Raw genomic sequence first — 20475 nt, 5'->3', positions numbered from 1 at the left:
TAAAAGTGTGACAGAGGTCACATGCACGGCAATTTGTAAAGAGAGTGTGAAGCCGTTCCGCTTGCGTCTTCGCCTTTATTGCTATGTTCGCCAAATTACCAATGGCCCTCGGCTGGGTGGAGCGAACAACTATGGAATTGCAACAATCAAACAGTGATGTTTCCGGGTGGGTCCGGCGATTGGGTGGATTGGCGCTGGCCAGTCTGCTGACCATGCTGGTCGGCTGCGCCCAGGATTTCGACGGCGATGATACGTCAGCCCGGTCCCTAAACGAGGCCGGCAAGTCACTCTATGCCAAAGAATGCGCCTCCTGTCATGGCGGCAGTGGCGCCGGCGGCTCTGGCGGTCCACTGGTCGGCTGTGCATCTTGCGGCAGTACCGAGTCGCTGATTGCCAAAATTAAAAAGGACATGCCCAGTGCGTCCAGCCCATTGCGTGGTCAGAATGCACAAGATGTTGCCGAGTATGTCTATGTCGCCTTCAATGAATCCACCAGAGGCAGTGTCGATCGGGCCATTCCCGGTGTTGCAACGCTGACACCGCGCGAGGCGGTCTACAAGCTGGCGTTTGAGCTGGCCGGTCGTTTGCCGGAACCCGAAGAGGTCACCCGCTTTTCAGAAAGTCTGGAAGGCGAGCGCGAAGTCGTGGCTGGATTCATGGAAGAAGATTACTTCTATGAACGCTTGAAAGACGTGTTCAATGACAGCTTCCAGACCGATCAGTACCGTCGCACCAATGGGGGTAACCCGGGTGAAGTCTATAACCGCGATGTAAACGACAACGACAACCAGGACATTTTTAATGCAATGGACTGGTATGACCGGGTGCTTGATCCCGACAACGACGATATGGCAGATTTTCCGCTGAGCTCTGCCTATCTGCGTCATTTTTCAGATGAAGCCCTGTCACGCAAGCCCCTGATGTTCGTCGAGTACCTGGCACGCAATGACCGGGATTTCCGTGAGCTGGTCAGCGGTAAATACACCGTTGCCAACGCCTTCTCCTGGCATGCCTTTGCCGGAGATACCGACCAGCCCAACATTCGGGCTGTTGACCCGGATGCCAGTGCCAATAACGGCGCATTACCGGTTCTGCCAGAACCTGAATGGGAAACCTGGCCAAATGTCGAATCGCTGAACAGCTATCTGGATGTCGCTGATTTGGTCGGGCGCGATACCAACGGAAACTCAACGCGCACCAATGGCAATCTCACTGCCCAGTATGTTATGGAAGCCTTTCCCTATGATCCGCGTGATATTCGGGCAGTACAGCTTTACTACAACGATGTGGGTGGCAATGTTAAGAATTCCGGTATTCCACACTCAGGTGTACTAACGGATCTGGTTTTTCTGAACAAGTTCACTGCAATGGACACCAACCGCCATCGTCATCGTGCACGCATGGTCTACTGGTTCTTCGGTGGCAAGGATTTACTGGCCATTGAAGGTAACCGCGACGTGGCTGCACTGGAGCTGGATGAGGCTTCTAATACCTCTGTCGGGGTGAGCGATCCGACCAAGACCAATTCCGATTGCGTGGTGTGCCACAAGATCATGGATCCGGTTGCAGAAGCGTTCAGCCATTTCCGTCTCGATGGTGTGTATCAGACCGATGAAGAACTGCAGGTCCTGGACCAAGGTGAAGTGCCTCTGACGCCAGGCGTCGAAGTCGGCTGGTCGCAACTGGGTGCGGGTTTCGATCAATTCAGTACCAGCAATAACTATAACGGTCGCGAAGTTCAGTGGCTGGGTGAAACCATTGCGCAAGATGCTGCTTATGCCCGGGGTATTAGCCAAATAGTTGTCAGGGGGCTGATCGGTCAGCCAATTATGGGTGCCCCGAACCCGGATTCACCTCAGGCTTATCGTGATGCCTACGCCCAACAAGCCCGACTGATTACCAATGCTGCGTCCGAGTTTTCAGCGGCCGGGTATGACATCAAAGAGCTGGTATATGCCATTACCAAAAGTGGGTATTACCGCGCTCGTGGGTTGTATCAGCCGGGTATGTCTGATGAATACGACAGCCTGGGTACTGCGCGGCTGGTTCCGGCTCATTTGCTGAATCAAAAGCTGCGTGCCATTAATTCGGGAGGCTGGCGGAACAACGGCACTGTGAATCTCTATTCCCGCACCGGTCGTCGCTTTATGGGCGGCAAGGATTCGCGCGAAGTCGTGGAAGACGCCGAATCAGCCAGTGGTATTATTGCAACACTGACGCAAGCAATGGCGGTTGAAGAGTCCTGTGATGTGGTGCAATACGAATTCGACCAGCCGCGTTCGGAACGAAACCTCTTCCGTCTGGTAGAGACGTCAACCGATCTTGTGAGCGAATCGGGCATCAACCGGCGCGCGGAAGCCATGGCAATTCGTACGACGATTCAGTCGCTCTATCTTGCTTTGCTGCATGAAGAAGTTGAACTCAACAGTGAAGATGTAGACATCGCGTTTGAGTTGTTCAGTACCGTTGTAAATGAGGGGATTCAGTCTGGTTGTAACGGACTGAGTGACGCCGAGCACGCCTGGTTTGCCGTGCTGGTGTATCTGATGAACGACTATCGCTTTATTTACGGATAAGGGTCACCCAGATGAAACGCCGTGATTTTATTAAAACACTCAGTGCAACCGGAATGGCCGTATGCAGTCCCATGGTCATGACGCAACGGGTTTATGCTGAATCGACCCCCGTAAACAGGTATTTCGTATTCCTGCATCTGGGCGGAGGCTGGGATCCAACCTCCCTCTGTGACCCTAAAGGTAACCGGTTGCGCCAGACCATTGACCCGGGTGCAAGGGAGGGTGGCTCGCCTGTCAATCGATACAGCGAAGGGGCCATTCGCCGGGCTGTCGATGTCGCGTTGGAAGCGGGTATCGATGAAGATATGCGCTATGCGCCTTACATTGGCACCTTCAATGACGATGACGAGGGTAGCGAGAATTCAGGCCTGCCTATCGAGATGATCCAGCGGATGCTAGCCGGTACCATAGCGGGCGATGTGCTGACCGCAAATACTGAAGGTGGCTTTAGCTGGGCAACGCAAAAATCCACTAATGCGGCAACCATACGCAATAACGCTGCCGCCATTCTGGAAGGGTCGGTCAATACCGTTAATTTTGACACCCTGGTCGCCGGTTCCCCGGGGTTCTTTAACGGCCTGGTGCGTAACAACACCAATATGGCGGCTAACCTGTTTGTTTACGATGCCTTTTACTGCCTGTATGCCCAGCATGCACGCGTGCTAAATGGGGTAGACAATCGTACCAACGGCCACGACACCGGCACCCGCTTTGCGGATACCGGCAGTATGGATACGTCCTACCCTGATTTCAGTGCCTTGTACGCTGCGGCCAAGGGAGCGGAAATGCCTCTGGCCTATATCACCAATGGCGGTGGCAATAACGAAACGGCTGGCCTGGTCGCACGGTCTAGCGCCAGTGATGTGGGTGTATTTAATGCACTGGCCAACCCTGAAGGCAATTACCTGCAAAATGGCCTGGATTCACTGATCGAACAGGCGAAGGATCAGCGTCGGCAAGTGCTGGCCGAAAAAGAAACACTGCCCAGACGGGTGCGTTTGAAAAGCCAGTTGTATATGGTGCGCGACGAAGGCGTTGCGTTTTCTGGTGTCGCCGCCCAGTTGGCTACGCCACCTGAGGGGACTCCCCAAAGAGCCCTGGATGATCGGGCCCGGAATAACCGCCAACGGCAGATGCGCATCGGGGCTGCGTCGATGGATGCCGGCATGGCCTCATCCATGCAAATCGGTTTCGGTGGGTTCGATACGCACAACAACCACGACAACAATCAGTTCCCGAGAATACGGGATGTCCTAGTCGACTTGCATTACCTGTGGCAGGCGATGGATGTCTACAATATTACGGATAAGACAACCGTCATTCTAGGATCGGACTTCGGTCGTACGCCTTGGTTCAACGGCGGTAACGGCAAAGATCACTGGGCCGTTACCAGCTATGTGTTGCTGGGGCGTGATGTGGCCGGAGGCAGCGTGGTCAACGCTACGGATGCATTGGTCGGACCGAGAAATGTCCAGGTTCAGGGTGGTCGGCTTGTACCAACTGCCTCGAACAGCAGCGGTATCCGGATGACGCCCGCTCACCTGCACCGGCAATTGCGGGCAGCTGGTAATATCCAGAACCACGCCTTTTCGCAACGTTTCCCGATTGACGTTGACGCAGATCTGCCGATACTCGGCTAACAAAAACAATCCTTTGGCAGTGTGCCCCCCGGGGCGCATTGCTTGCGGTAAACGGATAGTGCAGATGACAGACATAACATTGGTAAAGGCAGCAAAGACGAGTGGATTGGCGATGCTCTGCCTCGTTGCACTGGGCGGCTGTACAACCGTTCAACCCTGGGAGCGCGGTGTGCTGGCTAAAGAGGAAATGAGCTGGTCTCCGAACCGGCTCGAATCGACACTGAACGGCCATGTGTATTTTTCAAAAGAAGCGTCATCGGGTGGCGGTGCCGCTGCCGGTGGTGGTTGCGGTTGTAATTGAGGATAACGGATGTCTGAAGCAGTAAAGCAGTTGGCCCGCAGTGCACTGGCCATTCCCGGGCTGGTTTCAATGGCACAGGCTGCCGCCCCGGCAGAGTCAGAAGCGGGGTATCAGTACACCTATTACACCGAAGATGATTCCCCGGAAAGTCGCACCGACGGTGGCGCTCAGGAGCGTTATACTATTCAAGTGCATCAGTTTTACCTGATGATGCCTTATGGTTCCAACATGAGCTGGGATGTCGAAGGCAGCTTCGAAACCATGTCGGGTGCCTCTCCGGTATACACCTACCTGGATGATGAAGACGTCACTCGGGTGTATATGGCTGGCGCTTCCATTGAGCGCCGTTTCGATTTGTACGGGACCGGCCGTTATTACTGGTCGCAAGCTGATATTGGTGCACAGGCGGGTATATCCGTTGAACAGGATTATCTGGCGCTGAGTTCCGGCATCGATGGTTCGCTGCAAATCAATGATCAAATGACAACGCTCAGTGGCGGGGCGACGCTGGGGTATGATTTCCTGGACCCCACTCAGGACTATTCCGATCCGGCCGATCAGCAGGCAAACACCCCAGGGCGTTTTGCAGCCAAAGACCAGACCAAATGGCAGGCCTCCATCTTTGAAGGCATCAGCCAGATCATTGATATGAACACCGTCGTTCAGGCGGGTGTCAGTGTGACCCATCGTTCCGGCTACATGTCAGACCCCTACCGTGAGCGGGCGGGGGCCGAGGTGCCTTACGATATTCGCCCGGACAGCCGAACTCTGGTAACGCTCTCGGCGGGTGGTCGGAAGTATTTCCCGGGCATTGACGGCGCCCTGCATCTGGATTTCCGTTTTCTGGCCGATAGCTGGGATATCTGGTCGACAACAACCGATCTTTCCTGGTACCAGAATTACGCACCCGGCTGGGACTGGTTCGTACGCAATGAAGTGGATTTTCAGCTGATACCTTCGCTGCGGTATTACCAGCAGACTCAGGCTTACTTCTATGAAATACCCGATCATGGTGTGGCAGACCCTTACTACACCGCCGATACAACCACCTATTATTCCAGCGATCCCCGTTTGTCGAAGTATGGGGCGTTGAGCATGGGGCTGGCATTAAAAACGGATTTTAGGAACTACTCCTGGACCATCACCGGCGAGCGTTACGCTGCGAACCCCTCCTATGGGTTTAACTTCGATGATGAAACGCCGGGTTTGCCAGCCTTTTGGCGACTGACAACGGGTCTGGATTTCCGTTTTTGACCGGCGCATGCTGGAAAATCAGGGGAGGGTGTGGCTCAACTGCCCTCAGGCAAAGGCCACAGGCATTTGGTTATGATAGAACCTAACCCCGAGCCCCGACTGTGCCATTTCAAGGGCATGGGTGGCCCCTGTGATCTGGCCGTTTTTGGTGCTCCGGATAGCTTGCTGGAGCGACTTAGAAGCGAAGTTGTAAGGCTGGAACAGCGTTATTCCCGTTACCTGCCAGATAGCCTGGTCAGTGATATTAACCGGAAGGCGGGTACCGTTCAGTCTGTCGATGCAGAGTGTGCAGGGTTGCTGAATTATGCCGAACATTGCTACCGGCTTAGCGACGGCGTTTTTGATGTCACGGCCGGTGCTCTGCGGCGGGCCTGGGATTTCAGGCGGCAACGCATCCCCAGCCCAGCCGAGATAGCAGCGGCCCGGGCCGCTGTCGGTTGGGAGCGGGTCGAGTGGAACGGAGAGCAGTTACGGCTGGAACCCGGCATGGAACTCGACTTCGGTGGCATCGTGAAAGAGTTTGCTGCCGACCGCCTGGTGGCTCTGATAACCGAAGCCGGATACCGTGGTATGGCCAACCTAGCTGGTGATATTGCTGTAACCGGGCCACAGGCAGATGGCCGCCCCTGGATGTTGAGTGTAAGAGACCCGCAGGGGACCAATCAGGCCATGGCCAGCGTTGCGCTGAACAAGGGTGGTCTGGCCAGCAGCGGGGATTACGAGCGGGGGTTTACCCACAAGGGTGTACGTTACAGTCATATTCTGAACCCGCACACCGGCTGGCCGGTTTCGGATGCTCCACGCGCTGTTACCGTGATTGCCGACCACTGTATTATGGCTGGTAGCCTGGCCACTATTGCCATGCTCAAAGGTAAAGATGCCGAAAGCTGGCTGGTGAAGCTGGAAGTACCTTTTTTACTATGTGATGCGGCGATGAATGTGTCTGGTACGCTGGTCACTCCTTAATAATGTTAACTGCAAAAAGGTTCAAGGTTCCTACCCGATGATTAAGCACCTGACCAGAATTTCAATGCTCTGTTCTTTCATGCTGGTATGCATGGCAACACTGGGCAATGCCGTTGCATCGGAGTTTTTACCGGTAGACGAAGCTTTCGAGTTAACCGTTGAGCGCAATGGCGACCAGTTGAAGTTGCACTGGGACATCGCCGATGAATACTATCTGTACCGCGATCAGCACCGGGTAAATACCCGTGATGGCGCTGAAGTCGCTGAAGGCCAGCTATCTTTCAATGTATTGGAAAAGTACGACGATACGTTCAAGGAAATCATGCCGGTCTACTACGACACCATGACGGCGGACTACGCGGTATTGGCCGACCAGGGTGTTATTGAAGTTGTCTATCAGGGCTGCGCCGATGCCGGCTTGTGTTACCCGCCTCAGACCCGTGTATTCGATATTAATGGCACCGCCATGGCCACATCGGTTTCAGGCACAGCCACCACCACTGCAGCGGGTTCAGCCCTCACTCGCAGCGCCTTTGATACAGAGGGGCAGCCAGGCTCCGATGTAGCCAGTCTGTCGCTGGCACTGGCGCTGGTATTCGCTCTGCTTGGTGGCATGGTCCTCAATCTCATGCCCTGTGTGTTTCCGGTGCTGTCGCTCAAGGCAATGCACCTGGCTCAGTGGGGACAAGACACACACCATTCGCGACTGCATGGCTGGATCTACACCTTGGGTGTAGTACTCAGTTTTATGGCGGTTGCGGCTGTATTGTTGCTGTTGCGCCAGTTTGGAACCTGGGTGGGCTGGGGCTTTCAGCTACAGTCGCCGATCTTTGTTGCCGGCCTGATCATGCTGTTCTATGTCCTGGCACTGGCCATGGCCGGTTACGTTGAAGTTGGCCAGCGGTTAATGGGGGCCGGGCAAACCCTTACGCAGAAACCCGGTGCCTCCGGTACTTTCTTTACCGGCGTACTGGCGACGCTGGTGGCCACGCCGTGCACGGCCCCCTTTATGGGGTCGGCAATCGGGTTTGCCCTGTTGCAACCGCCCGCCGTGGGTCTGCTGATTTTCGCGACCATGGGTTTTGGTATGGCCTTGCCCATACTGGCGATTACTTATTTGCCGGGCCTGGCTCGCCGACTGCCGAAGCCGGGTGCCTGGATGAACGTTTTCCGTCAATTGATGGCGTTTCCCCTGTTCGCCACGGTGCTCTGGCTGCTTTGGGTATTGATTGAAATTCAGGGGACAACGGTGCTGTTGTCGGTGGGTATCGGCCTGATTCTGCTGACCATGGCAATTTGGCCAGCGTTGGCTGTGACCTCTGGTAACGGGCTGATAGCTCGCTTCCTCAAACGCGGCCTCCGGGTTGCTTTTGTGGCGATTGCCTTTGTGATGGTGTTCGACCAGCGCCAGCAGATTGATATCTGGCAGCCTTACGATGCTGCCATGCTCGACAGTTACCAGATGCTTGGTCAGCCCGTTTTTCTGGACGTTACGGCCGCCTGGTGCATCACCTGCAAGGCTAATGAGCGGGTGGCTTTGTCGGGTGACCGGTTCGAAGCGCTGGTCAAACAACAGGGGGTCCAGCTGATGAAAGCCGACTGGACCAACCCCTCGCCTGAAGTCGATGCGCTGATCGCACGCTTTGACCGCCAGGGCGTTCCTCTCTATGCTTACTTTCCCGGTGACGGTGGACCGGTGCAATTGTTGCCCCAGGTGTTAACGCCCGGGTTGATTGAGCGCACTTTTTCCGCATCCTGACGGTCGCCCGTTCCCGGGCGCGTGCTTTAGGCATCTGAAGATGCCAGGAACCACTCGCAACAGGGGCTTGCACAGCAGGCCCTAACGCCACCGTACGGAGAGAGATACCCACACCGATGTTATTGCCAGGCATTATCGACATTGAAGCTTCCGGATTTGGGCGGGGCAGTTATCCGATCGAAATAGGGGTGGCAACGGAATCTGGCGAAGCGATGTCCTGGCTGGTTCGACCCGAGTCTGACTGGGATCACTGGGACGACAATGCAGCTCAGTTGCATGGGATTACCCGGGAGCAACTGGTTCGGGACGGTTTGGGTGTCGATAGCATTGCCGACCATCTGAATGAAATGCTGGAAGGGCAGATATTGTACAGTGACGGCTGGGGTTTCGATTCCGGCTGGCTGGCACTGTTGTACTATTGTGCCCGCCGGACCATGACGTTCCGGCTGGAAACCCTGCCGCGCATACTCACCGAGTACCAGCTCTCGGTGTGGGATGACACGAAGCTGCGCATCCGGTCAGAGCATGCGCTCAGCCATCATCGGGCTGGTGAAGATGCCCGTTTGTTGCAGATGACTTATGAAGCCACGGCGCTGATGGAATACCAGGCCCAGTTGAAACGTTCTTGAGTTTGACTCACTGCCGGGCCTCTTGAATCCGTCTTTTTCACCCCGATCTTGTTTGCATCAAATACTGTTCTTCACGCCAACCCAAGCGAGCCCGATCATGTCTGTTGCACTTGCGATCAAGAATAAACTGGCGGCGCTGTCGCCCCGTCATCTGAGCGTCGATAACGAGAGTCATAAACATTCGGTGCCCGAGAACAGCGAAACCCATTTCCGGGTGGAGATTGTCAGCGAGGCGTTTGCAGGCGTGCGGGCAGTTCAGCGTCACCAGAAGGTCTACCAGTTACTTCAAGAAGAACTGGCCGGGCCCGTTCATGCGTTGGCCATTCACGCCTATTCGCCTGATGAGTGGCAGGGTGAAGCCCCGGCATCTCCCGATTGCCGGGGTGGTAGCCGCAACTAGGCCGGGCTGTTCAGCAGCAGATACAGGTCGGTCAAAATGTCCGGTATGTCATTGAACATCTGGCTGAGCAAGGTCTTGTTGCGGTAAAACGGACGGTAGTCGGCTTCGTCGGCAAAAAGCCCTGAGGCCACTTCGATTGGTAACAGCAAGGTGGCCAGATCGTCTTCACTGGTGTGAATAAACCGGTCGGGCAGAGCAAAGACCACCTCCATAAAACCCACAGCCCAGGCCTGCATGTCTGAGTCTTCCCATTCTATGTCCGGCTCGAAACTGAGTGCGACCTGATCGTCGGAATAGAGCTCGTCTGAAATTTCCCGGTAGAGCGTTACGCAGCTGTCAGCAAACTGCTGCGCTTCGGCTTCCGGCAAGTCGGACAGCGGTTGGCCGAGGGTGTCGTTGAGCCAGTCGTCCGACAGGGGCTCCTGAACGATGACCAGCGCAGTCAGGTAACCGTGCAGGCCGTGAATGTCGAGACAGTCCTCACTGCGGTGGTCGTCTTCCAGCCAGTCGGCCAGGGCATCCAGATCGGTCTCTGAGGTCATTGAGCAGGCTCCGTTGAGTTCAATGCACGCAGTATACCGGGTTAGTGACCCGATTGAATACGCACCGCTGGTAGGTGAACGGCGGTAAGTCTCTGTTCGCAAACGGGTTTCCATGTTTGGCGAGGGCCGTTACAATGGCCCGGATTCTCCCCGTAGTTCAACTGGATAGAACGAGGCCCTCCTAAGGCTTAAATCCTGGTTCGAGTCCAGGCGGGGAGACCAGGATTATTGATGAGGAGCGGGTTCCTACCATTCGGTCGATACCACCCTCTGAATCGCCCAGCCCGTCTGGTCACACCGGTAACCCGGCGCAGTCAGCGGCTTCAGTCAATGGAAACGAGGTAGGGTATGTCTGATACACTGGCAATCATAGGCGGAACCGGTCTGACGCAGTTACCGGGGCTTACCATTTCCAACGCACACGATGTACAGACGCCTTATGGCTCACCGTCGGCCCCCATACTGGAAGGCGAGCTCAACGGCTATCGGGTTTTGTTTCTGGCCCGGCACGGGCATCCGCACCGTGTACCACCGCATCAGGTAAACTATCGTGCCAATTTGTGGGCGCTGCAGAATCTCTATGCGACCGATGTGATCGCCATTAATGCAGTGGGCGGTATTACCCGCAATATGACCAGTCAGGCGCTTGTGGTGCCGGTGCAGATCATCGACTACACCCACGGCCGGGAATCGACCATCTTTGAAGGCGAACTCTCCGGAGTGACCCACGTTGATTTCAGTTACCCCTATACAGAAAGCTTGCGTCAATTATTGCTCAAGTCCGCCAAGGACGTGTCTGAACCGGTTATTAACGGTGGGGTCTATGGTGCGACCCAGGGGCCGAGACTGGAGACGGTTGCCGAGATATTCCGCATGGAGCAGGATGGCTGTGACCTGGTGGGCATGACCGGCATGCCTGAGGCAGCGCTCGCCCGGGAGCTGAAATTACGCTACGCCAGTTTGTCGGTGGTGGTGAACCCGGCAGCAGGCAAGGGTGAAGGGGTTATTACCATCAAGGAAATTGACGAGAACCTGGCCGCGGGCATGGAGCGGGTAAAGCGCATCGTAGAGACGTCCGTCAATCGCTTCTATACCGAGTAGTTAAGCGTCGGTAAATCGGTTTGCGGATCGAGCATCGCATAAAAAAAAGCCAGCAATTGCTGGCTTTTTTTTATGGTCAGATCCTGGGTCGAAAGCGCGTTGCTTAGGGTGCTTCGCCTTCCGGTGCATCGAATTCGAGCGGCACAATGTAGATCAGCAGACCCAGTTCCGGATTGTCAATGTAGTGCAACTCGGTGCTGCGCATACGCCGTCGCTGCTTCATCTCGATGCTTTCTGTGGCGACATAATACTGATTATTGTTTGACGTGATGATATTGGTATCGAAGACGTTGCTGCCCAGGGCGCTGGCTTCCTGGTCGAGACTCAGCCCCATGAAGGGCATCGACTCGTCAGTTGGGCCAGTGTTGGCATTTTCGTCGATGAGTCGAAACGGGTTGTCGGTCTGAGCGTACCGGACCAGTTGCAGGTCGGTGTTGAGGTGCAGATAGCGTTCAACGTAAAGGTCCAGGTAGCCCTGTAGCTCGTGCTGGCTGCCATAGACATCGCCAGCGTCAATGCGAATAGGGACAATGTCGTTTCGTCCCGGAACCGGTTGTACCCAGCTCTGGTGATACAGCACCCGGTAATTACGGCTACTTTCCAGTGCTGCTTTTTCCTTTGCCAGGGTCCACTCGGGTTCGCTCAGTGGCCTGAACGGAATGGGTGATTGTTCGGCATTGCCGGAGCCTTCCGTTTGCTCATTACCGTCGGTGATTGCGACGGCTGGAGAGCGCCGCTCCAGGCTGGGGTAGGTTGGCCAGCGTTCCGGGTTTTCCGGGCGACTGCCTGTGTGTTCGAAAATCAGCACTTCCACCTGAAACCAGCTGCCCTCGAATTCAGCAGCGGCGGGCAGCGAAATCAGGCCGGCCAGCAAGGTAATGCAAGTCGTTCGAAACGTCATGACGTGTCTCATTGGGATTTCCTGCTGATCAGTGTGATGATTTCTTCAACCGTGTCAAACCTTGACGCAGGCGTCGGGCTGTCGGCAATGACATGCAGCATGGTGCCATTTTTCAATTTGAAGCGGTGTGGCTGCGACTGAATCAGCTGGACCAGGGTGAATGGATCAATCGTGGTGTTTTTGCTGAACTCAATGGTGCCGCCGGACAAGCCGATATCAATACGTTGCACGCCCAGAGGTTCGAGCTTCTGTCGCAATTCAGTCACTTTAAAGAGATGGTTTACCGGTTCCGGCAATAAGCCGAAGCGGTCGATCATCTCGACCTGCAAATCGCGCAGCTGATCGGCATCTTCACTGGACGCGATGCGCTTGTAGAGGGTGAGGCGAGTGTTGATGTCGCCAATGTAATCGGCCGGGATCAGTGCTGGTATGCGCAGGTTGACCTCGACACCGGGGTTGTCCAGATCTTCCGGGTTGAACGTCTCGCCTCTCTGGATGGCCTTGACCGCCTTGTTCAGCATGTCCATGTACAGCGAAAAGCCGATGCCTTCAATGTGGCCGCTTTGTTCCTCGCCCAGCAATTCACCGGCACCGCGAATTTCCAGGTCGTGGGTGGCCAGTGTAAAGCCAGCTCCCAGGTCCTGCGCTTCGCCAATGGCTTCCAATCGCTTTTGCGCATCCTTGGTCAGCGTTTTCCAGGGGGGTGTCATCATGTACGCATAGGCCTGGTGGTGAGACCGGCCAACCCGTCCCCGTAACTGATGCAGCTGAGCCAGCCCGAACCGGTCGGCCCGCTCGATCAGAATGGTGTTGGCGGTGGGTACATCGATGCCGGTTTCAATAATGGTGGTACACAGCAGAACGTTGAACCGTTTGTGGTAAAAGTCTGACATGATGCGTTCAAGCTGGCGTTCGGGCATCTGACCATGGGCGGTTACAATTCGGGCCTCCGGCACCAGTTCACGCAACGCCTGGGCAGTTCGCTCAATGGTACTGACTTCATTGTACAGGTAATAAACCTGGCCACCGCGGAGGATCTCGCGCAGCAAGGCTTCCTTGACCTGGGCGTCATCGCGTTCGCGCACGAACGTTTTTACCGACAGGCGCCGTGCCGGAGGTGTGGCAATGATGCTCAGATCCCGTACCCCGGACATCGACATATTCAGGGTGCGCGGAATAGGGGTTGCCGTCAGGGTCAGGATGTCAACGTTGGCCCGCAGGGCTTTTATGCGTTCTTTCTGGGTGACACCAAAGCGATGTTCCTCATCGATGATCAGCAATCCCAGGTCCTTGAAGCGAATGTCTTTTTGCAGCAACTTGTGGGTGCCGACCACAACATCGACATTGCCGTCTGTGATGCCATCGATCACCGATTTGGTATCGCCCGTGTTGCGAAAGCGGCTGAGCACCTCGACTCGCACCGGCCAGTTGGCAAAACGGTCGTTGAAGTTCTCGTAATGTTGCTGGGCGAGCAGGGTGGTTGGTACCAGTATGGCGACCTGGCGCCCGGCGTTAGCGGCAATGAAGGCCGCGCGCATGGCGACTTCGGTCTTGCCGAAGCCAACATCGCCGCAGACCAGGCGGTCCATCGGCTGGGGGCGACGCATGTCTTTGATTACGGCGTCGATGGCGTCGGCCTGATCGTCTGTCGGTTCAAACCCGAAGCCGGCGCTGAACTGAGCGTACTCGGTTTCATCGAACGGGAAGGCATGCCCCCGGCGGGCCTCACGCGTGGCGTACAGGGCTAACAGTTCTGCGGCCGTATCGCGAATCTTTTCGGCGGCCTTGTGCTTGGTTTTGCTCCAGCGGTCATGCCCCAGCTTGTGCAGCGGCGCGCTGTCGGTATCGGCCCCGGAATACCGGCTGATCATGTGCAAGTTGCTGACCGGCACGTATAGATGGCTGCCTTCGGCATAGCTGAGTTTCAGAAATTCCTGGGCTTGTCCGTCAAGTTCGAGGGTTTCCAGGCCCTGGTAGCGGCCAACGCCATGATCCAGGTGAACGACGGCGCTGCCCGGGTTCAGTTCGGTCAGGTTGCGAATAACCTGGTCGGATTGATCGGACTGAGCACGGTCTCTGCGCTTCTTCTGAACGACGTAGTCGCCGAATAACTGGGGCTCGCTGATCAGGGTGGTGCCGGCATCGGTCAGTACCAGGCCCTGGCCCAGCGGCGCGACGGTCAGGCCAATGGCTGAATCGGAATGATCCAGGAATCCGGATACCGTGTCGAAGGGTTCCGGCTTAATCCGGATGCGCCCAAGCAGCTCTTTGAGCGCTTCGCGCCTGCCCAGTGACTCGGCACAAAACAGTACCCGGTGACCGGTTTCCTTGAGAAAACATTCCAGGCGGTTCAGGGGTTCCTGTGCCCGGTGATCCACCGGGTAGTCAGCCGGCGGCTCGGTGCTCAGGTTCAGGTGTCCGCTTTGTTCGCGGACCGGAGCCGTGCTGAGCGATAGCCGCCGGAACTGGTTGAGCCGGGTGAATACTTCGTCACTCGGCGTAAACAGCTCCCTCGGTGTCAGAATGGGTTGAGTAATGTCGTGGCGGCGATTTTCGTACCGGCTTTCAACTTCCTGCCAGAAGTGGTCCAGTTGACTGACCAGAGTTGACTGGTGGACAACCAGTGCATGCTCAGGCAGGTAATCCCAAAATGAATCGGTACGCTCATAAAACAGGGGCAGGAAATATTCGATGCCACCCGGGGCAATGCCTTCGCTGACCTCGGTATAGGTGCGGCAGCGGGAGAAATCGGCAGCAAAGCGTTCCCGGAAGGCTTGCCGGAACCGGGCAATGCCGGTCTCTGTCAGTGGCACTTCCCGGCCAGGCAACAGGGTGATGCGTTGGATGGGCTCGCCGGAACGCTGCGTTTCCGGATCGAAGTACCGGATTGACTCGATGTCTTCATCGAACAGGTCAACGCGAACCGGCTGTTCAGAACCCATCGGGAAAATGTCGAGAATCGAGCCCCTGACTGCAAACTCGCCGTGCTGGTATACGGTGTCGGTGGCCCGGTAACCTGCTGATTCCAGTTGCCGGCGCTGCTGGGCGATGTCGATGGTCTGGCCCAGGTGCCAGTCAAAGGCCGTGCCGATAATGGCTTCTTTGGGCGCCAGCCGGTGACTGAGGTTGGCGGCACTGGCAATGCAGATCACTCTCGGGTTCTTTGCCAGCGCATTGAGCACGCTGAGTCGATCCGAAATGATGTCTTCATGCGGCGAAAAGTTATCGTAAGGCAGGGTTTCCCAGTCCGGGAATACCAGAATTTCCCAGGTGTCTGTTCCTTTGAATACCGTCAACTCCTGCGCCAGACGGTCGACATCGGCCGGTGTATCGGCAATGAGCAGCAGGGTGCCGTCGTGGTGTTTCATGACGTGAGCGAGGTACCAGCCCGTGGCGGCACCGTTGATCTGGCCGATGTGACGGTGATCACCGGGCTTCAGGGGGATATTCAGCGAAGGGTTGTACATGGGCTAGGGTTATCAAGTCAGTCGGAACAGGGCGCGAATGCTAGCAGACTTGGTTGGCAGCGCCCAGCGCTGTAGCGAGCCGATCAGCCTGTCAGGCCCGGTTTTATGGGAAGTCGGCAAAAAAAGGAATCTCATACTATGGTAGCCATCCAAACCACTGATCTTTATACTTATGCACGATTTTTTGGGGTGGGTTTGCCGTCGTGCCGACATTGTGTCGTATTGGGCATTAATCGGTTCGGATTTGGCCAGCCTGAAAGCAATATTTGGTTTGTGTCGTTAACCGGGGGGCCGTGCGGACCCGGTATGACGGCGCTAATCATTGGACAGAGCACACTATGATAACGATCAAGAAAGGGCTCGACTTGCCCATTTCCGGCGCTCCGCGTCAGGAAATTTCGGATGGTCAGCCGGTCAACACAGTGGCTTTGGTCGGTTACGACTACAACGGGATGAAACCGACCATGTTGGTAAAGGAGGGTGACCGGGTCAAGCTGGGTCAAGCCGTCTTCACCGACAAGAAAAACGAAGGGGTTGTCTACACGGCTCCGGCTTCCGGCCTGGTTAAGGCCATCAATCGCGGTGCGCGCCGTCTGTTCCAGTCTCTGGTTATCGAGCTCGATGGCGACGACCATGAGCAGTTCGAGGCAACACCGGCAGATCAGTTCAGTTCGCTGAGCACCGAAGCGTTGCGTGAAACTCTGGTAAAATCAGGCGCCTGGACCGCTTTTCGGACACGGCCCTATTCCAAGGTGCCCGCTATCGATTCCGAGCCGACAGCCATTTTTGTACAGGCGATGGATACCAACCCGCTGGCGGCTGATCCGGCAGCAGTGATTGCGACCGATACCGACGCTTTTACTCAAGGCCTGACACTGCTGACCAAGCTCACTCAGGGCAAGGTGTGGGTGTGCAAGGCGCCGGGCAGTCAGATTCCCACGGCTGAAGGGGTTTCCGTTGAAGAATTCGGCGGTGTCCACCCGGCTGGCAATGCTGGTACTCATATCCACTTCCTCGACCCTGTGCACGCTGGCAAAGTCGTATGGACCATTGGTTATCAGGAAGTGATTGCCCTGGCCAAATTGATTGTTACCGGTGTACTGCCAACCGACCGTATCGTCGCGCTGGCCGGTCCTCAGGTGAAAGAACCGCGTCTGGTTCGGACACGTCTGGGCGCATCCCTGGTCGAACTGACCCGTGATGAGTTGAAAGAGGGTGAGAACCGCCTGATTTCCGGCTCGGTATTTGGGGGGCGTGGTGGGCTTGAAGAAGCCGCCTATCTCGGTCGCTATCACACTCAGGTCAGTGTGCTGGCCGAAGGTCGCGCACGCCCGATTTTGCATTACCTGCATGCCGGTAAAAACCGCCATTCGATACTGAACATTTATTTGTCCAAGCTGATGCGCGGAAAAACCTTCGATTTCAACACCACCACTAATGGCTCTGAACGGGCAATGGTTCCGGTGGGGCAGTATGAGAAGGTGATGCCTCTGGATATTCTGCCAACTCAGCTGCTGCGTGCGCTGATTGTGGGCGATCTGGATTCGGCGGAAAAGCTGGGCGCACTGGAGCTGGATGAAGAAGATCTGGCGCTGTGCACCTATGTATGTGCCGGCAAGTATGAATATGGCCCGATCCTGCGGGAAAATCTGACTCGCATCGAGCTGGAGGGGTAAGGCATGGGTTTACGTACAACGCTAGACAATATGGCGCCGCTGTTTGAAAAAGGCGGCAAGTATGAAAAGTGGTATGCGCTTTATGAAGCGGTAGATACCATTTTCTATATGCCCAACTCCGTTACCCGCACCACGGCTCACGTGCGTGATGGTATGGACCTGAAGCGCATCATGATTACCGTATGGCTGTGCACCTTTCCAGCCATGATCTGGGGGATGTGGAACCTTGGCTTCCAGGCCAACACCGCCATTGAAGCAGGCATGGCCGTCAATGACGGCTGGCGCGAAGCGCTGATCAGCCTTTTTGCCGGTCATGATCCTGCTAGCATCTGGGATAACCTGATCTACGGGGCAGCTTATTTTGTCCCCATCTATGCGGTTACGTTCATTGTGGGCGGCTTCTGGGAAGTAACCTTCGCCATGGTGCGTGGCCACGAAGTCAACGAAGGCTTCTTCGTGACGTCGGTACTGTTCGCCCTGATCTGTCCGCCAACGCTGCCTTTATGGGCAGTTGCGCTGGGTATCACCTTCGGTGTGGTGGTCGGAAAGGAAATCTTTGGTGGCACGGGCAAAAACTTCCTGAACCCGGCACTGACCGGACGTGCGTTCCTGTACTTTGCCTACCCGGCAAGCATGTCGGGCGATGCGGTATGGACAGCCGTTGATGGTTTTTCGGGCGCAACGGCGCTGAGCTACGCGTTCAGCAACGGCCTGGTGGACGGCATGCTGGGCAGCCTGACCTGGTTGGACGCCTTCCTGGGTATTCAGCAGGGCTCTGTTGGTGAAGTGTCCACGCTGATGATTCTGCTTGGTGGCGCGGTATTGCTGATAATGGGTATTGCCAGCTGGCGGATTGTACTGGGTACGCTGGTGGGCATGATCTTGTTGTCGAGCCTGTTTAATATGATCGGGTCTGACACCAACCCCATGTTCGGTCTGCCCTGGTACTGGCACCTGGTGATTGGTGGTTTTGCCTTTGGCATGATGTTCATGGCCACAGACCCGGTTTCGAGCTCCATGACCAATACCGGTAAAATCTGGTTCGGCATTCTGATCGGCGTTATGACGGTGTTGATTCGCGTCGTTAACCCGGCCTTCCCGGAAGGCATTATGCTGGCCATTTTGTTCGCCAATATTTTTGCACCGACCATCGACTATTTCGTGGTTGAGCGAAACATCAAACGGAGGCTTGCTCGTGTCCAGTAACAAAGACTCCATCACCAATGTTCTCAAGGTTGCCTTGCTGGTATGTCTGGCCTGCGCAATCGTCGTTTCTACTGCTGCTGTAGCGTTAAGACCGATACAGCAGGAAAACCGTCAGTTGGACTTGCGTCGCAACATTCTGGCAGCAGCTGGCTTGCTGCAGGATGGGGTTTCGGTTCAGGAGCAGTTCGAACAGGTAGACACCCGCCTGATCAACCTGGAAACCGGTGAGTTCTCAGACGAATTCGATACCGCGACCTACGAACCACGTGATGCCATTCGGGACCCGGCCTTGTCTGAAGCCATTCCGGCCTCTGAAGACATTGCCGGTATCAAGCGTCGCGAGCAGTTCACCGAGGTGTACCTGATCAACGACAGTGAGGGGCAGTTGCAAACCCTGATTCTGCCTGTTCGCGGCTATGGCCTGTGGTCTACATTGTGGGGCTTTATCGCCCTGGACAGTGACCTCAACACGGTACGTGGTTTCGGGTTTTATGAGCATGCTGAAACTCCTGGGCTGGGTGGCGAAGTTGATAACCCCAACTGGAAAGAGCAGTTCATCGGCAAAGAGGTTTATGGCGATCAGGGCAGCGTTGAATTAGCCGTTAAGAAAGGCTCGGTCAACCGCAGCAATGATATGGAAGCGACGCACATGGTCGACGGCCTGAGCGGTGCAACGCTGACCAGCCGCGGCGTTACCAGCCTGATTCAATACTGGCTGGGCGAGCGTGGGTTCAAGCCTTTTCTTACTAAACTTGAAGCGGGAGAAGCCTGATCATGTCTGAGACACGTAAGGTATTACTGGCACCTATTTTTGCCAACAATCCCATTGCCCTGCAAATCCTCGGGATTTGCTCTGCACTCGCGGTCACCACCAGTGTGAACGTCACCATTGTGATGTGTATAGCACTGACGTCGGTCACGGCGTTTTCAAACCTCTTTATCTCGATGATTCGCAATCAGATTCCAAGCAGTATCCGGATCATTGTGCAAATGACCATTATTGCCTCGCTGGTTATCGTGGTTGATCAGATCTTGAAGGCCTATGCGTTCGAAATGTCGAAGCAATTGTCTGTCTTCATCGGTCTGATCATCACCAACTGCATTGTGATGGGGCGTGCGGAAGCCTTTGCCATGCAGAATCCGCCAGGCATGAGTTTCATCGATGGTGTTGGCAACGGACTGGGCTATAGCGTTGTGTTGCTGTTTGTAGCAGTCATTCGTGAGTTTCTCGGTGCCGGCAGCTTGTTCGGTGTGGAAATTCTGGCCACGGTAAACAACGGTGGCTGGTACATTCCAAACGGCTTGTTGCTGCTGCCACCCAGTGCCTTCTTTATTATTGGTGGTTTTATCTGGATCTTGCGTACGGTTTACAAGGACCAGGTTGAGGAAAATGACTTTACCATGAAAGCACACGTCAAGAAGGAGGCCATGTAATGGAAGCATTAATTAGCCTCTTTATTCGCGCAGTTTTTGTCGAAAACATGGCCCTGGCCTTCTTTCTGGGTATGTGTACTTTCCTGGCGTTGTCCAAGAAAGTCTCTGCGGCGATTGGTCTTGGTATTGCCGTTATCGTCGTGCAAACCATTACGGTGCCGGTCAACAACCTGTTGTTTAACTTCGTGTTACGTGAAGGTGCACTGGCCTGGGCTGGCTTTCCGGAGGCCGACCTGAGTTTCCTGGGTTACCTGAGCTACATCGGTGTTATCGCGGCAATCGTCCAGATTCTGGAAATGGTGCTCGATAAATATTTTCCGGCACTGTACAACGCCCTGGGCGTGTTTTTGCCACTGATTACCGTGAACTGCGCCATCCTGGGTGCTTCCCTGTTCATGGTAGAGCGTGACTACACTTTCAGCGAATCGGTCGTCTATGGCATTGGGGCCGGTGTGGGCTGGGCGCTTGCGATCCTCGCACTGGCGGGTATTCGGGAGAAGCTGAAATACAGTGACGTGCCAGCGGGTTTGCGTGGTCTGGGTATCACCTTCGTCACCGTTGGCCTGATGTCTCTTGGCTTTATGTCGTTCTCGGGCGTTTCCCTGTAACCGGTAAGGAATGAA

At 55.6% G+C, this 20475-nt stretch carries 17 protein-coding genes and 1 tRNA gene; 15 read left to right on the top strand and 3 right to left on the bottom strand.

Annotation, left to right across the window (positions count from 1 at the left end; translation table 11 throughout):
• Positions 1-131: 131 nt before the first annotated feature.
• The 8 genes from ACHUE7_RS07585 to ACHUE7_RS07550 all read left to right on the top strand — a co-directional run bounded on the left by ACHUE7_RS07585 (position 132) and on the right by ACHUE7_RS07550 (position 9525).
• Positions 132-2576, top strand: coding sequence for a c-type cytochrome (locus tag ACHUE7_RS07585; RefSeq protein WP_394169437.1), 2445 nt, complete (start codon positions 132-134; stop codon positions 2574-2576).
• 11 nt (positions 2577-2587) lie between these two features.
• Entirely contained in the window at positions 2588-4216 is a 1629-nt protein-coding gene (locus ACHUE7_RS07580) for a DUF1501 domain-containing protein (protein WP_394169436.1), read from the top strand.
• A 64-nt stretch (positions 4217-4280) separates the two neighbouring features.
• Entirely contained in the window at positions 4281-4517 is a 237-nt protein-coding gene (locus ACHUE7_RS07575) for a DUF4266 domain-containing protein (RefSeq protein WP_394169435.1), read from the top strand.
• Between the two features lie 9 nt (positions 4518-4526).
• On the top strand, positions 4527-5771 hold the full coding sequence (locus ACHUE7_RS07570) for a DUF3570 domain-containing protein (protein ID WP_394169434.1): 1245 nt from the start codon (positions 4527-4529) through the stop codon (positions 5769-5771).
• Positions 5772-5843: 72 nt separating this feature from the next.
• On the top strand, positions 5844-6737 hold the full coding sequence (locus ACHUE7_RS07565; protein ID WP_394169433.1) for an FAD:protein FMN transferase: 894 nt from the start codon (positions 5844-5846) through the stop codon (positions 6735-6737).
• Between the two features lie 37 nt (positions 6738-6774).
• Entirely contained in the window at positions 6775-8496 is a 1722-nt protein-coding gene (locus tag ACHUE7_RS07560; protein WP_394169432.1) for a protein-disulfide reductase DsbD family protein, read from the top strand.
• A 116-nt stretch (positions 8497-8612) separates the two neighbouring features.
• Complete coding sequence (locus ACHUE7_RS07555; RefSeq protein WP_394169431.1) at positions 8613-9125, top strand: 3'-5' exonuclease; 513 nt, start codon at positions 8613-8615, stop codon at positions 9123-9125.
• Between the two features lie 97 nt (positions 9126-9222).
• The gene (locus ACHUE7_RS07550; protein ID WP_394169430.1) at positions 9223-9525 is read left to right on the top strand and encodes a BolA family protein; all 303 of its coding nucleotides are present in this window, start codon (positions 9223-9225) and stop codon (positions 9523-9525) included.
• On the opposite strand, the gene ACHUE7_RS07545 is transcribed toward ACHUE7_RS07550, so the two are convergent.
• Positions 9522-10067, bottom strand: coding sequence for a YecA/YgfB family protein (locus ACHUE7_RS07545; RefSeq protein WP_394169429.1), 546 nt, complete (start codon positions 10065-10067; stop codon positions 9522-9524). The genes ACHUE7_RS07550 and ACHUE7_RS07545 overlap by 4 nt on opposite strands.
• A 146-nt stretch (positions 10068-10213) precedes the next feature.
• On the opposite strand from ACHUE7_RS07545, the gene ACHUE7_RS07540 reads away from it, so the two are divergent.
• Both ACHUE7_RS07540 and ACHUE7_RS07535 read left to right on the top strand, forming a co-directional pair.
• Positions 10214-10289 (top strand) — tRNA-Arg (locus ACHUE7_RS07540).
• Between the two features lie 126 nt (positions 10290-10415).
• The gene (locus ACHUE7_RS07535; protein WP_394169428.1) at positions 10416-11168 is read left to right on the top strand and encodes an S-methyl-5'-thioinosine phosphorylase; all 753 of its coding nucleotides are present in this window, start codon (positions 10416-10418) and stop codon (positions 11166-11168) included.
• Positions 11169-11271: 103 nt separating this feature from the next.
• Here the strand turns inward: ACHUE7_RS07535 and ACHUE7_RS07530 are convergent, their stop codons facing one another.
• Positions 11272-12069, bottom strand: coding sequence for a CsiV family protein (locus ACHUE7_RS07530; protein WP_394169427.1), 798 nt, complete (start codon positions 12067-12069; stop codon positions 11272-11274).
• 8 nt (positions 12070-12077) lie between these two features.
• On the bottom strand, positions 12078-15536 hold the full coding sequence (gene mfd, locus ACHUE7_RS07525) for a transcription-repair coupling factor (protein WP_394169426.1): 3459 nt from the start codon (positions 15534-15536) through the stop codon (positions 12078-12080).
• Between the two features lie 338 nt (positions 15537-15874).
• On the opposite strand from mfd, the gene ACHUE7_RS07520 reads away from it, so the two are divergent.
• Genes ACHUE7_RS07520 through nqrE form a run of 5 tightly spaced genes read left to right on the top strand, consistent with a single transcriptional unit; the run spans position 15875 to position 20460 of the window.
• Complete coding sequence (locus ACHUE7_RS07520; RefSeq protein ID WP_394169425.1) at positions 15875-17212, top strand: Na(+)-translocating NADH-quinone reductase subunit A; 1338 nt, start codon at positions 15875-15877, stop codon at positions 17210-17212.
• 3 nt (positions 17213-17215) lie between these two features.
• Positions 17216-18418 (top strand): NADH:ubiquinone reductase (Na(+)-transporting) subunit B, encoded by a 1203-nt coding sequence (locus ACHUE7_RS07515; RefSeq protein WP_394169424.1) that lies wholly within the window; start codon positions 17216-17218, stop codon positions 18416-18418.
• Positions 18408-19190 carry a Na(+)-translocating NADH-quinone reductase subunit C gene (locus ACHUE7_RS07510; RefSeq protein ID WP_394169423.1) on the top strand — a complete coding sequence of 261 codons (783 nt, stop codon included), beginning with the start codon at positions 18408-18410 and terminating at the stop codon, positions 19188-19190. Before ACHUE7_RS07515 ends, ACHUE7_RS07510 begins: the two co-directional genes overlap by 11 nt.
• 2 nt (positions 19191-19192) lie before the next feature.
• Positions 19193-19852, top strand: coding sequence for an NADH:ubiquinone reductase (Na(+)-transporting) subunit D (locus ACHUE7_RS07505; RefSeq protein WP_213678006.1), 660 nt, complete (start codon positions 19193-19195; stop codon positions 19850-19852).
• Positions 19852-20460 carry an NADH:ubiquinone reductase (Na(+)-transporting) subunit E gene (gene nqrE / locus ACHUE7_RS07500; protein WP_394169422.1) on the top strand — a complete coding sequence of 203 codons (609 nt, stop codon included), beginning with the start codon at positions 19852-19854 and terminating at the stop codon, positions 20458-20460. Before ACHUE7_RS07505 ends, nqrE begins: the two co-directional genes overlap by 1 nt.
• Positions 20461-20475: the final 15 nt, after the last annotated feature.

The organism is Saccharospirillum alexandrii, from assembly GCF_043641555.1.
In the GTDB taxonomy this organism is placed as follows: domain Bacteria; phylum Pseudomonadota; class Gammaproteobacteria; order Pseudomonadales; family Natronospirillaceae; genus Saccharospirillum; species Saccharospirillum alexandrii_A.
Note: the sequence above shows the minus strand (reverse complement) of the source record. Positions and strands in the feature narration are given on the sequence as shown.